This window comes from Microbacterium salitolerans, from assembly GCF_019720895.1.
In the GTDB taxonomy this organism is placed as follows: Bacteria; Actinomycetota; Actinomycetes; order Actinomycetales; family Microbacteriaceae; genus Microbacterium.
Map to the genome: position 1 here is coordinate 45,149 of NZ_JAHKSH010000002.1, position 15,386 is coordinate 60,534.

Sequence of the window (15,386 nt, forward strand, 5' to 3'; positions counted from 1 at the left end):
GACGGCGGCCTCGGTCCGGATGGATCGAGGCCGCCGTCGCGTGCGAGGGGTGTCACATGTTGATCATGTGGCCCGCGAGGCCGTGGAAGCCCTCCTGCAGCGCCTCCGACAGCGTCGGGTGCGTGTGCACGTTGCGGGCGGCCTCGAGTGCCGTGAGGTCCCACTTTTGCGCGAGCGTGAGCTCGGGGAGGAGCTCGGACACATCGGGGCCGATGAGGTGCCCGCCGAGGAGTTCCAGGTGCTCGGCGTCGGCGATGAGCTTGACGAAGCCGACGGGCTCTCCGAGGCCGTTGGCCTTGCCGTTGGCCGAGAACGGGAACTTCGCGACCTTGACGTCGTAGCCCTCGGCCTTGGCCTGCTCCTCGGTGAGGCCGAAGCTCGCGACCTGCGGCGAGCAGAAGGTGGCGCGCGGCATCATGCGGTAGTCGCCGAGCGTCTGCGTCTCGGCTCCGCCGATCGTCTCGGCGGCCACGATCGCCTGGGCTTCGGCGACGTGGGCGAGCTGAAGCTTGGCCGTGACGTCGCCGATCGCGTAGACGCCGTCGACGTTCGTGCGCATGTGGTCGTCGATGTCGATCGCCCCGCGGTCGGTGAGCTTCACTCCCGAGTTCTCGAGTCCGTAGCCCTCGGTCCGCGGCGCGAAGCCGACCGACATGAGGACCTTGTCGGCGTCGAGCTCGCCCTCGGTCCCGTCCTGCTTCTTGTACGTGACGTGCACGGAGGATCCGCTGTCGGTCGCGGACGTCACACCCGTCGACGTGAGGATGTCGATGCCGAGCTTCTTGTACGCCTTCGCGATCTCCTTCGACACGTCGGCGTCTTCGTTCGGGAGCACGCGATCGGCGAACTCGACGATCGTGACCTTCACGCCGTAGTTCGACAGCACGTACCCGAACTCCATGCCGATGGCGCCGGCGCCCACGATGACGATCGAGTTCGGCAGATCGCGGGAGAGGATCTGCTCTTCGTAGGACACGACGTTCTCGCTCAGCGCGATGCCGGGAAGCGAGCGCACGACGGAGCCGGTGGAGATGATGACGTTGTCGGCGGTGACGCGCTCGGTGGATCCGTCGCTCTTCGCCACGTCGATGGTCTTCGCGTCGACGAAGCTGCCGCGGCCGTCGTACTCGGTGACCTTGTTCTTCTTCATCAGGAAGTGGATGCCCTTGACGTGCGTCTCAGCGACCTTGCGGCTGCGATCGAACGCCTTGCCGAAGTCGAACGAGACCTCACCCGACATGCCGAAGAAGTCGGCCTTGTGGGTGAACGTGTGGGCGACCTCCGCGTTCTTGAGGAGCGACTTGGAGGGGATGCATCCCACGTTGAGGCACACACCGCCCCAGTACTTCTCTTCGATGATCGCGGTGTTCAATCCGAGCTGGGCGCTGCGAACGGCCGCGACGTAACCGCCGGGGCCCGCGCCGAGGATGACGACGTCGTAATGAGGCATGGTTCTCAGCCTAATCCCTCAGGGCCGGGCACATCCGCGGCCCGTCACGATCGACGAGAGCGGACGATCATCCAGACGATGAACGCGACGAGCAGCAGCAGGACGATGCCGCTGACGATCGCGATGACGACCGGCGCGGACAGGCCGGCGTCATCTCCCGAATCCTCGGAGGGCGCGGCCGATTCCGTCGGATCCTGGGGAGCGTCGGTCGGGCTCGCGGTCGGCGTCACCTCGGGGGAGGTCGGCTGCTCGGCGGTGAAGGTGAACATCTGGCTGTCGGCGTGCCCGTCGCCGTACAGGACCCGCCAGATCACGGTGTAGGTCCCGGCGGGGGCATCCGCGGTGTCGACCGCCTGCGTGACCCTCGGTCCGTCGACGACGGGATCGCCGTCGGCGTAGTCGCGGCAGTCGCGCGTGTCCGCCGTGCCGGGATTCGCGATGATCAGGCCCGCGTCCTCGCACGACTCGTCGTAGATCGCGACGTCGGTCGTGCCGTCGCCGGGCGACGCGGGCTGTGTGAGGTCGTCACTGAACGTCAGCGTGACCTCCGCCGGCGGCGAGCCGACGGACCCGTCGGTCTCGGGGGTCGTCGAGACGAGCGACGAGTGCGCGGCGGCGGGAGCGGCGATCGCGAGCGGCGCCACGAACGCCGCGCCGATGAGAGCGGCGAGGGCCAGAGCGCGGCGGGTGCGCGAGCGGGGCAGGGGGGTGGTGCGTTCAGTCACGTGCCACACGCTACGCCCGACGGCGAGCACGCCGCTCACAGCGCGCTCAGGATGCGCGAACGACGCGTCAGATCGGCGCGCGCCGAGGGGGTCGGATCCGTTAGGCTTGCGGGAACGGAAGGAGTGCGCGTGTCAGACCAGCAGTATGAACCCATGCCCGCCGCCACTCGGCACATCCCGAGCGCGGCCGGATACGACGGGTCAGGCGACCACACGCAGACGTTCGGTCACGAGGCCGACCTCTCGTTCATCCCCTTCCACGGCGAGCTGTCGCAGGCCGAGCTCGACGCGATCTCCGCGCTCCCCGCGCGTGCCGCTCTGCTTCTCGTGCGCTCGGGCCCCGCGGCCGGTGCGCGCTACCTCCTCGACACCGACTCGACGACGGTGGGCCGCCACCCCGAGGCGGGCATCTTCTTCGACGACGTGACGGTGTCGCGTCGTCACGCCGAGATCACGCGATCGCGCTCGACGTTCGAACTCGTCGACCAGCGTTCGCTCAACGGCACGTACGTCAACGGAGAGCGCGTCGATCGTGCCGAGCTCCGCAACGGCGACGAGGTGCGCATCGGCAAGTTCCGCCTCAACTTCTTCAGTTCGCCGCGCGACCTTCCGGCGGCGGCTTCCTGATGGCGGCGGCGGCCGCGAGGGGTCGGGCCGCCGCGAAGGAGAAGGCGACCCTTCTCTCGATCGGGCAGGTCCTCTCCAAGCTGTCGGGCGAGTTCCCGGCGCTCACGTCGAGCAAGCTGCGGTTCCTCGAGGTGCAGGGCATCGTCACACCGCAGCGGACGGCATCGGGGTATCGCAAGTTCTCCCCGGCCGACGTCGATCGGCTCCGTCTCGCGCTCACCCTGCAGCGAGACCACTACCTGCCGCTCAACGTCATTCGCTCCTACCTCGACGACATCGACGAGGGGCGCTCGCCCGACGTGCCGCAGGCACCGATGTCGATCCACCCCCGAGAGCGCACCTACTCGCGCGCCGACCTGCTCGACGCGGCGGGCGCGGCGCCTCAGCTCCTCAACGACGCGTTCAGCCTCGGGCTCATGAAGCCGGCCGAGACGTACGATGCCGAGGCGGTGTCGCTTCTGCGGGCGCTCGTCGCGCTCGAGCGGCACGGCATCGACCCCCGTCATGTCCGCGCCATGCGGCAGAGCGCCGATCGCGAGGTCGCGCTCATCGAGGCGGCGCTGTCGCCTCTCCTGCGCCGTACCGATGCGCACTCGCGCGCCCGGTCGACCGAGGTCGCGCCGCAGCTCGCCCAGCGGCTCGATGACGTGCGGGCGATCTTCGTGCGCCAGGCGCTCACGCGGATCCTTCCCGAGTGACCGATGAGCGTCGTTCGATCACAATTGATAACGCTTCACCGACACGCCGCCACGTCCGGAGCGGATGTCGTTGATGGGGAACACCCGCGGCCGTACTGTGGATGAGACCCCGGAGGAGAGGACGAACATGAGCGCGGGACACCCCCACGACAGCGGCTTCACGGTCGACCTTCTCTTCACCGACGGCCTTCCGCAGCTCGACCCGGAGACGGGATACCGCGGCGCGGTCGCCGCGAAGGCCGCGGGCATCACCTACCGTCAGCTCGACTACTGGGCGCGCACCGAGCTCGTCGTCCCGACCATCCGGAACGCGCACGGATCCGGTTCGCAGCGCCTCTACGGCTTCCGCGACATCCTGGTCCTCAAGCTCGTCAAGCGCCTTCTGGACACGGGCATCTCGCTGCAGCAGATCCGCGTCGCGGTCGAGCAGCTGCGGGCGGCGGGCATCCGCGACCTCGCGGGCACGACGCTCATGAGCGACGGCGCCTCCGTCTACCTCTGCACGTCGAACGACGAGGTCATCGACCTCGTCAGCCGCGGTCAGGGCGTCTTCGGCATCGCTGTGGGCAAGGTCCTGCGCGAGGTCGAGTCGACGCTCGTCGAGTTCGACCCCGCCGTCCCGGATCCCGTCGACGAGCTGGCCGCGCACCGGGCCAGGAAGACGGCCTGATCCTCCGGACAGCTGGCCCCGCAGACACGAAGACCCCGCCGAGGCGGGGTCTTCTTCGTGTGCGCTGCGGATCAGTTCGCGTGCGGACCGTTCTCGGGGACGGCGATGTGACCTGCCTCGATGATGCGGTCGAGCAGCTGGTCGAAGTCGGCAGCGAGCTCCTGCGCCGACTCACCGGGCCAGACATGCAGCGGCTTCGCGGCGCCCTGCGCCTGCTGCAGTGACGTGCGCTCGGGGAGCTGCGGCTCGAGCACGAGGAGGCCGAACATGTCGCGCAGCTCCTTGATGCGGAACTGGTGCTCGACGGACTGCGGGCGAACGCGGTTGACGATGATGCCGAGGGGCTGCAGGCGCGAGGAGAGTCCTCGGCGGATCTCCTCGATGGCGCGCAGCGCGCGGTCGGCGGCGGCGACAGAGAACAGACCCGGCTCCGTGACGACGGCCACGCGGTCGCTCGCCGCCCACGCCGTGCGCGTCAGCGCGTTGAGCGAGGGGGCGCAGTCGATCAGGACGAGGTCGTACTCGTCCTCGACGAGGGCGAGTGCCTCCTCCATCTTCCAGACGTCGCGCACCGAGGGGTGCGGACCGTCGTAGTTGATGGCCGACGGACTGCCGAGCATGATGTCGATCGTTCCGGGGTGGACCTTGGTCCACCCGCTGGAGGCGATCGCCTGCCGGACGGTCTTCTCCTTCGGATTCTCGAGCACGTCGGCCACGTTGAGGCGGCCGGCCGTGTTGACATCGAGACCGGTCGACACATCCGACTGCGGGTCGAGGTCGACGACGAGCGTACGGATCCCGCGCGCGAACGCGGCCGACGCGAGGCCCAGGGTGACCGTCGTCTTTCCGACGCCGCCCTTCAGAGAACTGACGCTGAGTACGTGCACATGCCCACGTTACCTTCCCCTAAGCTGTGAGCCGTCTCGGCCCGCCGAAATCAGTCGGCGGATCCGCACACTGCCTAGGGAGGCATATGTTCTCGAAGGTTCTCGTCGCCAACCGGGGAGAGATCGCGATCCGCGCATTCCGCGCCGCATACGAGCTCGGTGCGCGGACGGTTGCGGTGTTCCCGATCGAAGACCGCAACTCCCTGCACCGGCTGAAGGCGGACGAGGCCTACCAGATCGGCGTGGAGGGGCACCCGGTTCGGGCGTACCTCGACGTCGACGAGATCGTGCGCGTGGCGATCGAATCCGGAGCCGACGCGATCTACCCCGGCTATGGCTTCCTCTCCGAGAACCCCGACCTCGCCGAGAAGGCGGCGGCGAACGGCATCACCTTCATCGGCCCGCCCTCGCACGTGCTCGAGATGGCCGGCAACAAGGTCACCGCCAAAGAGCACGCGGTCGCAGCCGACGTCCCCGTCCTGCGATCGACCGACGCGACCGACGACGTCGACGCGCTCGTCGCCCAGTCCGACGACATCGGCTTCCCGCTCTTCGCGAAGGCCGTCGCGGGCGGTGGCGGGCGAGGCATGCGCCGCGTCGCGACGAAGGATGAGCTCGCGCCCGCGCTCGAGGAGGCGATGCGCGAGGCGGGCAGCGCGTTCGGCGATTCGCGCATGTTCCTCGAGCAGGCCGTGCTCCGGCCGCGTCATATCGAGGTGCAGGTGCTCGCCGACGGCGAGGGCCGCACGGTGCATCTCTTCGAGCGCGACTGCTCGGTCCAGCGTCGCCATCAGAAGGTCGTCGAGCTCGCTCCCGCTCCCAACCTCGCTCCCGAGATCGCCGCCTCTCTGCATCGCCACGCCATCGCCTTCGCCGAGTCGATCGGCTACCAGAACGCGGGCACCGTCGAGTTCCTCCTCGAGACCGAGGGGCCGCGCACAGGCGAGGCCGTGTTCATCGAGATGAATCCGCGCATCCAGGTCGAGCACACCGTGACAGAAGAGGTCACCGACGTCGACCTCGTTCAGACGCAGATGCGCATCGCATCGGGGGAGTCGCTCGAGTCGCTCGGGCTCACCCAGGACAGGATCACGCTCCACGGCGCGGCGCTGCAGTGCCGGATTACGACGGAAGACCCCTCGCAGGGGTTCCGACCGGACACGGGAAAGATCACGACGTACAGGTCTCCGGGTGGTGCGGGGATCCGCATCGACGGCGGGACGACGGCCGCGGGATCGCAGGTGTCGCCGCACTTCGACTCGATGCTGGCCAAGCTCACGGTGCGCGGACGCGACTTCCCCGCGGCCGTGGCACGGGCACGACGCGCCCTCGCCGAGTTCCGGATCCGCGGCGTCGCCACCAACATCCCCTTCCAGCGCGCCGTTCTCGACGATCCCGCGTTCGTCGCGGGAGACCTGTCGACGTCGTTCATCGATGAGCGACCGGAGCTGCTGAAGGGCCGTGTGTCGAAGGACCGCGGGACGAAGCTCCTGCGCTGGATGGTCGATGTCACGGTGAACAGGCCGCACGGCGAGCGCCCGACCCGCGTGGATCCCCGTGAGAAGCTCCCCACGATCGACATCGAGCAGCCCGCGCCCGACGGCAGTCGGCAGAGGCTCCTCGAACTCGGCCCCGAGGGCTTCGCGCGTGCTCTTCGCGAGCAGAAGGCGCTCGCCGTCACCGATACGACCTTCCGCGATGCGCATCAGTCGCTTCTGGCGACGCGTGTGCGCACGAAGGACCTGCTCGATGTCGCGCCGCACGTCGCGCGCACGACGCCGCAGCTGCTGTCGGTCGAGGCATGGGGCGGTGCAACCTACGATGTCGCGCTGCGCTTCCTGAGCGAGGATCCGTGGGAGCGGCTCTCGCGCCTGCGCGACGAACTGCCGAACGTCGCGATCCAGATGCTGCTGCGTGGTCGCAACACGGTCGGATACACGCCGTATCCGACCGAGGTCACCGATGCGTTCGTGCAGGAAGCGGCGGCGACCGGGATCGACATCTTCCGGATCTTCGACGCCCTCAACGACGTCGACCAGATGCGTCCCGCAATCGATGCCGTCCGCGGGACCGGCTCGACGCTGGCGGAGGTCGCCGTCTGCTATACGGGAGATCTGCTGGATCCATCGGAGAAGCTCTACACGCTCGACTACTACCTGCGCCTCGCCGAGCAGATCGTCGACGCGGGTGCGCACGTCCTCGCCATCAAGGACATGGCGGGTCTCCTGCGGCCGGCGGCCGCGTCCGCGCTCGTGACGGCCCTGCGTCGCGAGTTCGCCCTCCCCGTGCACGTGCACACCCACGACACAGCCGGTGGCCAGCTCGGCACACTGCTGTCCGCGAGCGCGGCGGGAGCGGATGCGGTCGACGCGGCGTCCGCGACCATGGCCGGCACGACGAGCCAGCCGTCGCTCTCCGCGCTCGTGGCCGCGCTGGCACATACGGGTCGCGACACCGGCCTCGACCTGCAGGCGGTCGCCGACCTCGAACCGTACTGGGAGACCGTGCGTCAGGTCTACCGCCCGTTCGAATCCGGCCTCGCGGGGCCGACCGGACGCGTGTACACGCACGAGATCCCCGGAGGACAGCTGTCGAATCTGCGCCAGCAGGCCATCGCGCTCGGCCTCGCCGACGACTTCGAGCTCATCGAGGACATGTATGCGGCGGCCGACCGCATGCTGGGGCGGATCCCCAAGGTGACGCCGTCGTCGAAGGTGGTCGGCGATCTCGCCCTGCACCTCGCGGCCGTCAAGGCGGATCCCCAGGACTTCGAGGAGAACCCCGAGAAGTACGACGTCCCCGATTCGGTGGTGGGCTTCATGGCGGGGGAGCTCGGCGAGCTCCCGGGCGGGTGGCCCGAGCCCTTCCGTTCGAAGGTTCTCGCGGGCCGCGACGTGCACGTCGGCGTGACGCCGATCTCCGAGGACGAGCAGAAGGCGCTCGACGGCGACTCGGCCTCGCGTCGCACCGCCCTCAATCGTCTGCTGTTCCCCCAGCCGACGGCCGTGTTCGAAGAGAGCCGACGCAACTACGGAGACGTGTCGGTGCTCGACACGAGCGACTATCTCTACGGGCTCGAGCAGGGGTCGGAGCACGTGGTCGAGCTCGAGAAGGGCGTCGAGCTGTACGTCGCTCTCGAGTCGATCGGCGAGGCCGATGACAAGGGCATGCGTTCGGTGATGACCACGCTCAATGGTCAGCTGCGCCCCGTCGAGGCGCGCGACCGTTCCATTGCGGTCGACACGCACGAGGCGGAGAAGGCCGACCGCGCCGACCCCGGGCACGTCGCCGCGCCGTTCTCCGGCGTCGTCACCCTCAAGGTCGCGCCGGGCGATGAGGTCGAGGCGGGCGCCGCGGTGGCATCGATCGAGGCGATGAAGATGGAGGCCGCGGTGGGGGCCACGACGACGGGCGTCGTCGAGCGCGTCGCGATCGGCGAGACGCAGCAGGTCGACGCGGGCGACCTTTTGGTCGTCATCGCACCCGCCCAGTAAAGTCTCGGGGGCGGGATACCCCCGCCCCCGTTTCTCAGGAGCTGACCTTGGCAGCAGACCGCAAGACGTCTCGCGACGAGCTGGACGACAACGGCGTGCTCGGCGATGTGGGCATCGACACGACCGCGATCGATCTCGGCGGCACCTCCCAGGTGCGAGTTCACCTGCCCGCCGGGTACCGCGATGACGATGCGGACGACGGCGTCACGGCCGACGAGATCACCCCCGACGGCCTCCATGACGTGCCTGTGCGGAGGGCCGCATCCGATGACGACGTCGAGGATGAGTCCGATGACGTCGACGCTGAGGACGATGTGACCGACGACGCCGTCCTGGAGACCGACGACACCGTCGAGCCGGATGGCGACGCAGACGTCGTCGACATCGAGGGGACCGCTCACGAGATGGACGTCGACGACCTCGCCCCCGACGAGCTTCCCGCAGATGTCGTCGCGCGCGGCGGCGCGGAGGATGACGTCGAAGACGATGGCGAGCACGCCGTCGGCGATCCGGCGGACGATGCCGCCGCTTCTGTCATCGATTCGATCGTCGAGGACGTGTCGAACGGCGACGAGGCTCCCACCGCCGTCGACGAGGTGCCTGAGCCGGAGACGGATGGCGACGCGGACGCGGTCGACGACGAGGCGGACGACGTCTCGCTTGTCGAGGATGTCCCTCCGGGAGATGACTCGATCGACGACGCGACGGCCGAGCCGGTCGACGATCCCGTCGCGGCAGCCGATGAGAGCGCGTCGGAGGATGCGCGATCGATCGACGACGCCGTCCTGACCGAGCAAGCCGGCGAGGATGGCGTCGGCCCGGATCTGAGCGACCACGAGCCAGGCGCCGTCGTCTCCGAGAGCGCAGCCGATCTCGACGAGATCGAGACGGCGATCGACCAGGCCGCTTCCGCCGAGCGCGGCGCAGACGACTCGGAGGCCGCCGCGGCCGCCGATGAGGAGACCGACACCGTGACAGCTCGTCGCCCCGGCCACGTTCCCGCGCCGGCGCCGCGCACGCCCTCGACCGAGGCGCCCGTGCGTGCGACCGAGATCGTTCCGGCGCCCGCGACGGAAGATGACGCGAACACCGTCGAGCCGGTGACGCGCGACGACCGCCGGTCCTTCCTGCGCCCGCCCGCCCGTCGTGCAGGGGAGGTGACGAGTGCCGCCGCGCGCGAGTCGAGCGACGTGCTCACGGAGGATCGCCTGCTCGATTCGTCCGCGATTCGGAAGCCGGAGCCGGTGGACCCGTGGCGTCGCATCGTCTACTCGGCGACGGGCGGCCTCATCAACCTCGGCGACGGCCGGAAGACGCGGGCTCGCCGCGAGCAGACGGCGCGCATCGCCGCGCCACTCAGCGGTCGCGCGCGATTCGTCGGCGTCCTGAGTCGCAAGGGCGGCGTCGGCAAGACGACCGTCTCGGCGCTTCTCGGAATGGCGCTCGCCGACGCGCGCGACGATCGCGTCATCGCCGTCGATGCCAACCCCGACCGCGGCACACTCGCGGAGCGGATCTCGCACGCGAGCGGCAAGACCGTGCGCGACGTCGTGCGCGGCCGTGACGAGATCCGCGGCTACGGCGACATGTCCGCGCTCGTGGTGCGGGACGACACCCGCCTCGACGTGCTCGCGTCCGACACGGATCCGCACGTCTCCGAGGCCTTCAGCGATGAGGACTACCGCACGGTCGCAGCCGTTGCCGAGCACTACTATTCGATCGTGCTCACCGACACCGGCACAGGCATCGTGCACTCGGTGATGGACGCGGCCCTCGACCTCGCCGACCAGATCGTGATCGTCGCGGGGCGCAGCCTCGACGAGGCCCGCCTCGCGTCCGAGACGCTCACCTGGCTCGAGACGAACGGCTTCGCCGACGAGGCGCAGAACGCGATCGTCGTGCTCAATCAGGACGGGCCGGGCAAGGCCCCCGTGCGTCTCGACGAGCTCGAATCGCACTTCCGCACACGCGCCCGCGCTGTGGTGCGTCTCCCGTACGATGCGCGGCTCGCGACGGGCGGCGCGATCGCGTTCCACGAGCTCGACAGCAGGACGCGCGACGCCGCTCGCGACCTCGCTGCTCTCGTCGTCGAGGGGATCCGCGGCGCATGACCGTGCGTGAGATCCGCCTCTACGGCGACCCGGTGCTCCGCATGGCCTGCGCCGAGATCACCGCGTTCGACGACGGCATCCGCGCCCTCGTCGACGACCTCATCGAGACCGTCAGGGTCCCGGGGCGCGCGGGCGTCGCGGCGCCGCAGATCGGCGTCGGCCTCCGTGCGTTCAGCTACAACGTCGATGATCGCGTCGGCGCGATCCTCAACCCGCGCATCGTCGAGGTGCGCGGCGACGTCGTTCCGACGGGAGAGGGGTGCCTGTCGGTCCCCGGTCTCTGGCACGACGCGCTCCGTCATCCCTACGCGCGTGTCGAAGGGCAGGATGTCGACGGCGAGACGATCGTCTTGGAGGGCGAGGGCCTCTTCGCGCAGATGCTCCAGCACGAGACCGACCATCTCGACGGCATGGTCTACCTGCAGCGCCTCGCGAAGGATGAGCGCCGCATCGCGATGCGAGAGGTCCGCGAGAGCGACTGGTTCTGAGAACGGCGCGGATCCGGTCTTGACGTCCGCACGCGAGAGGCGGGACCTGATCGGATGATCGGGCCCCGCCTCTCGCTCTTCTCCGGAGTCAGCCGACTGCGATCGTCGAGGTGACGTCCTTCGGGGTCGAATAGATCGCCTCGATGTCCTCGGCGAAGTCGGCGAGGATCACCGCGCGCTTGATCGAGAGCTTCGGCGTGAGATGACCGGAGGCCTCCGTCCACTCCGTCGGGAGGATGCGGAACTCGCGGATCGACTCCGCGCGCGAGACGCGCGTATTGGCCTGATCGATCGCCTTCTGCACCTCGTCGCGCACCGCCGATGTCTTCGCCGCCTGCTCGAGGGTGAGGTCCGCCGACTCGCCGTGCGTCTTGAGCCACGCCGGAAGCATCTCGGGATCGAGCGTCACGAGCGCCGAGATGAAGGGCTTCTGGTCGCCGACGGCGACGACCTGGCCGATGATCGGGTTGGCGCGGATGGGGTCTTCGAGCATCGTCGGCGCGACGTTCTTTCCGCCGGCCGTGACGATGATCTCCTTCTTGCGCCCGGTGATCGACAGGTAGCCGTCGTGGACCTCGCCGATGTCGCCCGTGCGGAACCACGATCCGTCGAACGCAGCGTCTGTCGCCTCGGGATTGCGCCAGTACTCGCGGAAGACGTTGATGCCGCGCACCTGGATCTCGCCGTCGTCGTCGAGGCGGATGCCGACGCCGGGGAGCGGCGGGCCGACCGTGCCGACCTCGATGCGGGCGGGAACGTTGACGGTCGCGGGAGCGGTCGTCTCGGTGAGGCCGTAGCCCTCGAGGATCTTGATCCCGAGGCCGCGGAAGAAGTATCCGAGGTGCGCACCGAGGGGGGCCGAGCCCGAGACGGCGTAGGTCACGCGCCCGCCCATAAGATCGCGGAGCTTGCCGTACACGAGCTTGTCGAAGAGCTTGAACTGGAACGCGAGCACGGGGCCGATGCGCTCGCCCTCCTGCTCGCGGCGCGCGTGCTCGATGGCGACCTTCGCGGCCCGACGGAAGATGCCGCCCTTACCCTCTGCCTCGGTCTTCTGCTCTGCCGAGTTGTACACCTTCTCGAACACGCGAGGAACGGCGAGAAGGATCGTCGGCTTGAACGACCCGAGCGTCTTCACGAGGTTCTTCGTGTTCGGCTCGTGGCCGGTTCGGATGCCGGCGTGGATGTAGAGCACCGACATGAACCGCGCGAACACGTGCGCGGTCGTGATGAAGAGCACCGTCGAGGCGCCCGGCTGGTCCATGACCTCGGACAGCGAGACGTACGCGTTCTGCGCGAGGTCGACGAAGTTGCTGTGCGTGAGCACGCACCCCTTGGGGCGGCCTGTGGAACCGGAGGTGTAGATGATCGTCGCGACGTCGTCTCCGCGCGCGAGGTGGCGGCGGCGGTCGATCTCGTCGTCGTCGACCTCGGCCCCCTGCGCGACGAGATCGTCGAGCGCCCCCTCATCCATGCGCCAGTAGAGGCCGAGGAGCGGCAGCTGATCACGGACCTCGGCGATGCGCTCGTCGTGAGCCGCCGTCTCGACCATGAGCGCGACCGCGCCGGAGTCGGACAGGATCCATTGGATCTGATCGGGTGAGCTCGTCTCGTACACGGGCACCATGACAGCGCCCGCGTAGTGGAGCGCGAAGTCGACGAGCGTCCACTCGTATGTCGTGCGCGCGAGGAAGCCGACCTTGTCGCCGGGGCGAACGCCCGCGGCGACGAATCCCTTCGCGAGTGCGATCACCTCGCTCTCGAACTCGCGTGCCGTCTTGTCACGCCATCTGTCGCCGTCGGGGAGCCCGAACAGCACTCGATCGGGGGTGTCGCGCACGCGGTCGGCGAGAAGGTCGGCGATGTTGCGGTTCGGGTCGGTCGGCACGACGAGGTCGGCGGAGAACTCGATCACGGCAGCTCCTTTGATACCGGTCGGGGCCGTGCGCATCGGGTGTCGCGCACGCGGTCGTATCCCTCGAGTGTAGGTGCGCGGCGGCGGGCACCGCCAGACGTTGTGCGCGAGCGACAACGGCGCGAATCCCGTCGTGCGTTCGCGTGGGAGAGCCCGCACGAGGGCTAGACTCAACGCCGTCCCTCACACCTCTGGAGCGCCTGACGTTGATTTACTGGATCCTCAAGTACCTGGTCATCGGCCCGGTGCTCAAGGGCATCTTCCGCCCGTGGATCACGGGCGCCCAGCATGTGCCGCAGCAGGGCGCGGCGATCCTCGCGTCGAACCACCTCTCGGTCATGGATTCGATCTTCCTGCCGCTCATGCTCGACCGGCCCATGTCCTTCCTCGCCAAGGCCGAGTACTTCACGGGCACGGGGCTCAAGGGGTGGGCGACGAAGTGGTTCATGAAGGGCACAGGGCAGATCGCGATCGACAGGTCGGGCGGATCGGCGTCGGAGGCGGCGCTCAACACCGCCCTGCAGGTGATCGGCCGCGGGGACCTGCTCGGCATCTATCCCGAGGGCACGCGCAGTCCCGACGGGCGGCTCTACAAAGGCCGCACCGGCCTCGCGCGCATGGCGCTCGTCGCGAAGGCGCCGGTGATCCCCGTCGTCATGGTCGATACCGACACCATGCTGCCGATCGGATCCTCGATGCCGCGCATCATGCGCGTCGGCATGGTGGTCGGTGAGCCATTGGACTTCTCTCGATACGAGGGACTCGAGGACGACCGGTTCGTCCTGCGCAGCGTGACCGACGAGATCATGATCGCCCTGCAGCAGCTCGGCGGCCAGGAGTACGTCGACGAGTACGCCTCCGCGCACCGCACGCGCGCGGAGAGCGACACCGAGCCCGTCGCCGGCTCGTCCTCCTGACGCGGTTCACGTCCCGTTCCGACATACGTCCCGATCCGCTTCCGGCGGGCCGCTAGGATCGTGGGATGCAGCACTCCCTCGACGCGCTCGATGCGTGGCGCGACCTCCCGATCAAGCAGCAGCCGCAGTGGCCCGACCAGGCCGCCGTCGAGCTGGTCTCCGCCGAGCTGGCGACTCTTCCGCCGCTCGTCTTCGCGGGCGAGGTCGACGAGATGCGATATCGGCTGGGGCAGGCGGCCGCAGGCAAGGCGTTCCTCCTGCAGGGCGGCGACTGCGCCGAGACCTTCGCGGGCGCGACGGCGGATAAGATCCGCAACCGCATCAAGACGGTTCTGCAGATGGCGGTCGTTCTGACGTACGGCGCGTCGATGCCGATCGTGAAGATGGGGCGCATGGCGGGCCAGTTCGCCAAGCCGCGCTCGAAGGACGACGAGACGCGCGGCGACGTCACACTGCCTGCCTTCCGCGGCGAGATCGTGAACGGGTTCGACTTCACCGAGGAGTCGCGCACGGCCGATCCGGAGCGCCTGCTGCGTGCCTACCACACGGCCGCGAGCACCCTGAATCTCATCCGCGCGTTCACGCAGGGCGGGTTCGCCGACCTGCGTGAGGTGCACCTGTGGAACAAGGGCTTCGCGGAGAACCCGGCGAACAAGCGCTACGAGCAGATGGCGACGGAGATCGATCGCGCGATCAAGTTCATGGAGGCGGCGGGCGCCGACTTCGAGGAGCTCAAGCGCGTCGACTTCTACACGGGCCACGAGGGCCTGCTCATGGACTACGAGCGCCCCCTCACGCGCGTCGATTCGCGCACGGGCGACGTGTACGACACGTCAGCGCACTTCATCTGGGTGGGTGAGCGCACGCGAGAGCTCGACGGCGCGCACATCGACTTCGTCTCGAAGATCCGCAATCCGATCGGCGTCAAGCTCGGCCCGACGACGACTCCCGAGACGGCGCTCGCGCTCATCGACAAGCTCGACCCCGAGCGCGAGCCAGGCCGGCTCACGTTCATCACCCGCATGGGAGCCGGAAAAATCCGCGATGCGCTCCCGCCGCTCCTCGAGGCGGTGAAGGCGTCGGGAGCTCAGCCGCTGTGGGTCACGGATCCGATGCACGGCAACGGGTTCGCGACGCCGACGGGCTACAAGACGCGCCGTTTCGACGACGTCGTCGACGAGGTCCGCGGATTCTTCGAGGCGCACCGCGCGACGGGCACGCACCCCGGCGGTATCCACGTGGAGCTCACGGGCGACGACGTCACGGAGTGCCTCGGCGGGTCCGAGGACATCGACGAGGCCACCCTCGCCACGCGCTACGAGTCGCTCTGCGACCCGCGGCTCAACCACAAGCAGTCGCTCGAGCTGGCGTTCCTCGTGGCCGAGGAGCTCGAGAAGCGCTGAC

The 15,386-nt window shown here is 68.9% G+C and carries 12 protein-coding genes; 8 read left to right on the forward strand and 4 right to left on the reverse strand.

Annotated features, from left to right (window positions below):
- Positions 1–52: 52 nt before the first annotated feature.
- Both lpdA and KOL93_RS03390 read right to left on the reverse strand, forming a co-directional pair.
- A complete protein-coding gene (gene lpdA / locus KOL93_RS03385) occupies positions 53–1,450 on the reverse strand; it encodes a dihydrolipoyl dehydrogenase (RefSeq protein ID WP_221583927.1) in 1,398 nt (465 codons plus the stop codon).
- Positions 1,451–1,494: 44 nt separating this feature from the next.
- Positions 1,495–2,175 (reverse strand): copper resistance CopC family protein, encoded by a 681-nt coding sequence (locus tag KOL93_RS03390; protein ID WP_221583928.1) that lies wholly within the window; start codon positions 2,173–2,175, stop codon positions 1,495–1,497.
- A gap of 153 nt (positions 2,176–2,328) precedes the next feature.
- Between KOL93_RS03390 and KOL93_RS03395 the strand changes: the two genes are divergently transcribed.
- The 3 genes from KOL93_RS03395 (at position 2,329) to KOL93_RS03405 (ending at position 4,170) form a co-directional block, all read left to right on the forward strand.
- Positions 2,329–2,802, forward strand: a complete 474-nt coding sequence (locus KOL93_RS03395) for an FHA domain-containing protein (RefSeq protein ID WP_221584493.1) — start codon at positions 2,329–2,331, stop codon at positions 2,800–2,802.
- Positions 2,802–3,500 (forward strand): transcriptional regulator FtsR, encoded by a 699-nt coding sequence (gene ftsR, locus KOL93_RS03400; protein WP_221583929.1) that lies wholly within the window; start codon positions 2,802–2,804, stop codon positions 3,498–3,500. The genes KOL93_RS03395 and ftsR overlap by 1 nt, the downstream gene beginning before the upstream one ends.
- 127 nt (positions 3,501–3,627) lie before the next feature.
- Positions 3,628–4,170: a MerR family transcriptional regulator gene (locus KOL93_RS03405; protein WP_221583930.1), complete on the forward strand. Its 543-nt coding sequence runs from the start codon at positions 3,628–3,630 to the stop codon at positions 4,168–4,170.
- Positions 4,171–4,241: 71 nt separating this feature from the next.
- Here KOL93_RS03405 and KOL93_RS03410 read toward each other — a convergent pair whose 3' ends face one another.
- Positions 4,242–5,057, reverse strand: coding sequence for a ParA family protein (locus tag KOL93_RS03410; protein ID WP_221583931.1), 816 nt, complete (start codon positions 5,055–5,057; stop codon positions 4,242–4,244).
- An 86-nt stretch (positions 5,058–5,143) separates the two neighbouring features.
- On the opposite strand from KOL93_RS03410, the gene KOL93_RS03415 reads away from it, so the two are divergent.
- From KOL93_RS03415 to def, 3 genes are read left to right on the forward strand one after another with little or no spacing between them, the layout of a single operon-like run.
- Positions 5,144–8,551, forward strand: a complete 3,408-nt coding sequence (locus KOL93_RS03415; RefSeq protein ID WP_221583932.1) for a pyruvate carboxylase — start codon at positions 5,144–5,146, stop codon at positions 8,549–8,551.
- A gap of 47 nt (positions 8,552–8,598) precedes the next feature.
- On the forward strand, positions 8,599–10,662 hold the full coding sequence (locus KOL93_RS03420) for a nucleotide-binding protein (protein ID WP_260405919.1): 2,064 nt from the start codon (positions 8,599–8,601) through the stop codon (positions 10,660–10,662).
- On the forward strand, positions 10,659–11,150 hold the full coding sequence (gene def, locus KOL93_RS03425) for a peptide deformylase (protein WP_221583933.1): 492 nt from the start codon (positions 10,659–10,661) through the stop codon (positions 11,148–11,150). The genes KOL93_RS03420 and def overlap by 4 nt, the downstream gene beginning before the upstream one ends.
- An 88-nt stretch (positions 11,151–11,238) precedes the next feature.
- On the opposite strand, the gene KOL93_RS03430 is transcribed toward def, so the two are convergent.
- On the reverse strand, positions 11,239–13,101 hold the full coding sequence (locus KOL93_RS03430) for an AMP-dependent synthetase/ligase (protein ID WP_221583934.1): 1,863 nt from the start codon (positions 13,099–13,101) through the stop codon (positions 11,239–11,241).
- 170 nt (positions 13,102–13,271) lie between these two features.
- Between KOL93_RS03430 and KOL93_RS03435 the strand changes: the two genes are divergently transcribed.
- Together KOL93_RS03435 and KOL93_RS03440 are read left to right on the forward strand one after the other, a co-directional pair.
- Positions 13,272–13,982 carry a lysophospholipid acyltransferase family protein gene (locus KOL93_RS03435; RefSeq protein ID WP_221583935.1) on the forward strand — a complete coding sequence of 237 codons (711 nt, stop codon included), beginning with the start codon at positions 13,272–13,274 and terminating at the stop codon, positions 13,980–13,982.
- A 65-nt stretch (positions 13,983–14,047) separates the two neighbouring features.
- Positions 14,048–15,385: a class II 3-deoxy-7-phosphoheptulonate synthase gene (locus KOL93_RS03440; RefSeq protein ID WP_221583936.1), complete on the forward strand. Its 1,338-nt coding sequence runs from the start codon at positions 14,048–14,050 to the stop codon at positions 15,383–15,385.
- Position 15,386: the final 1 nt, after the last annotated feature.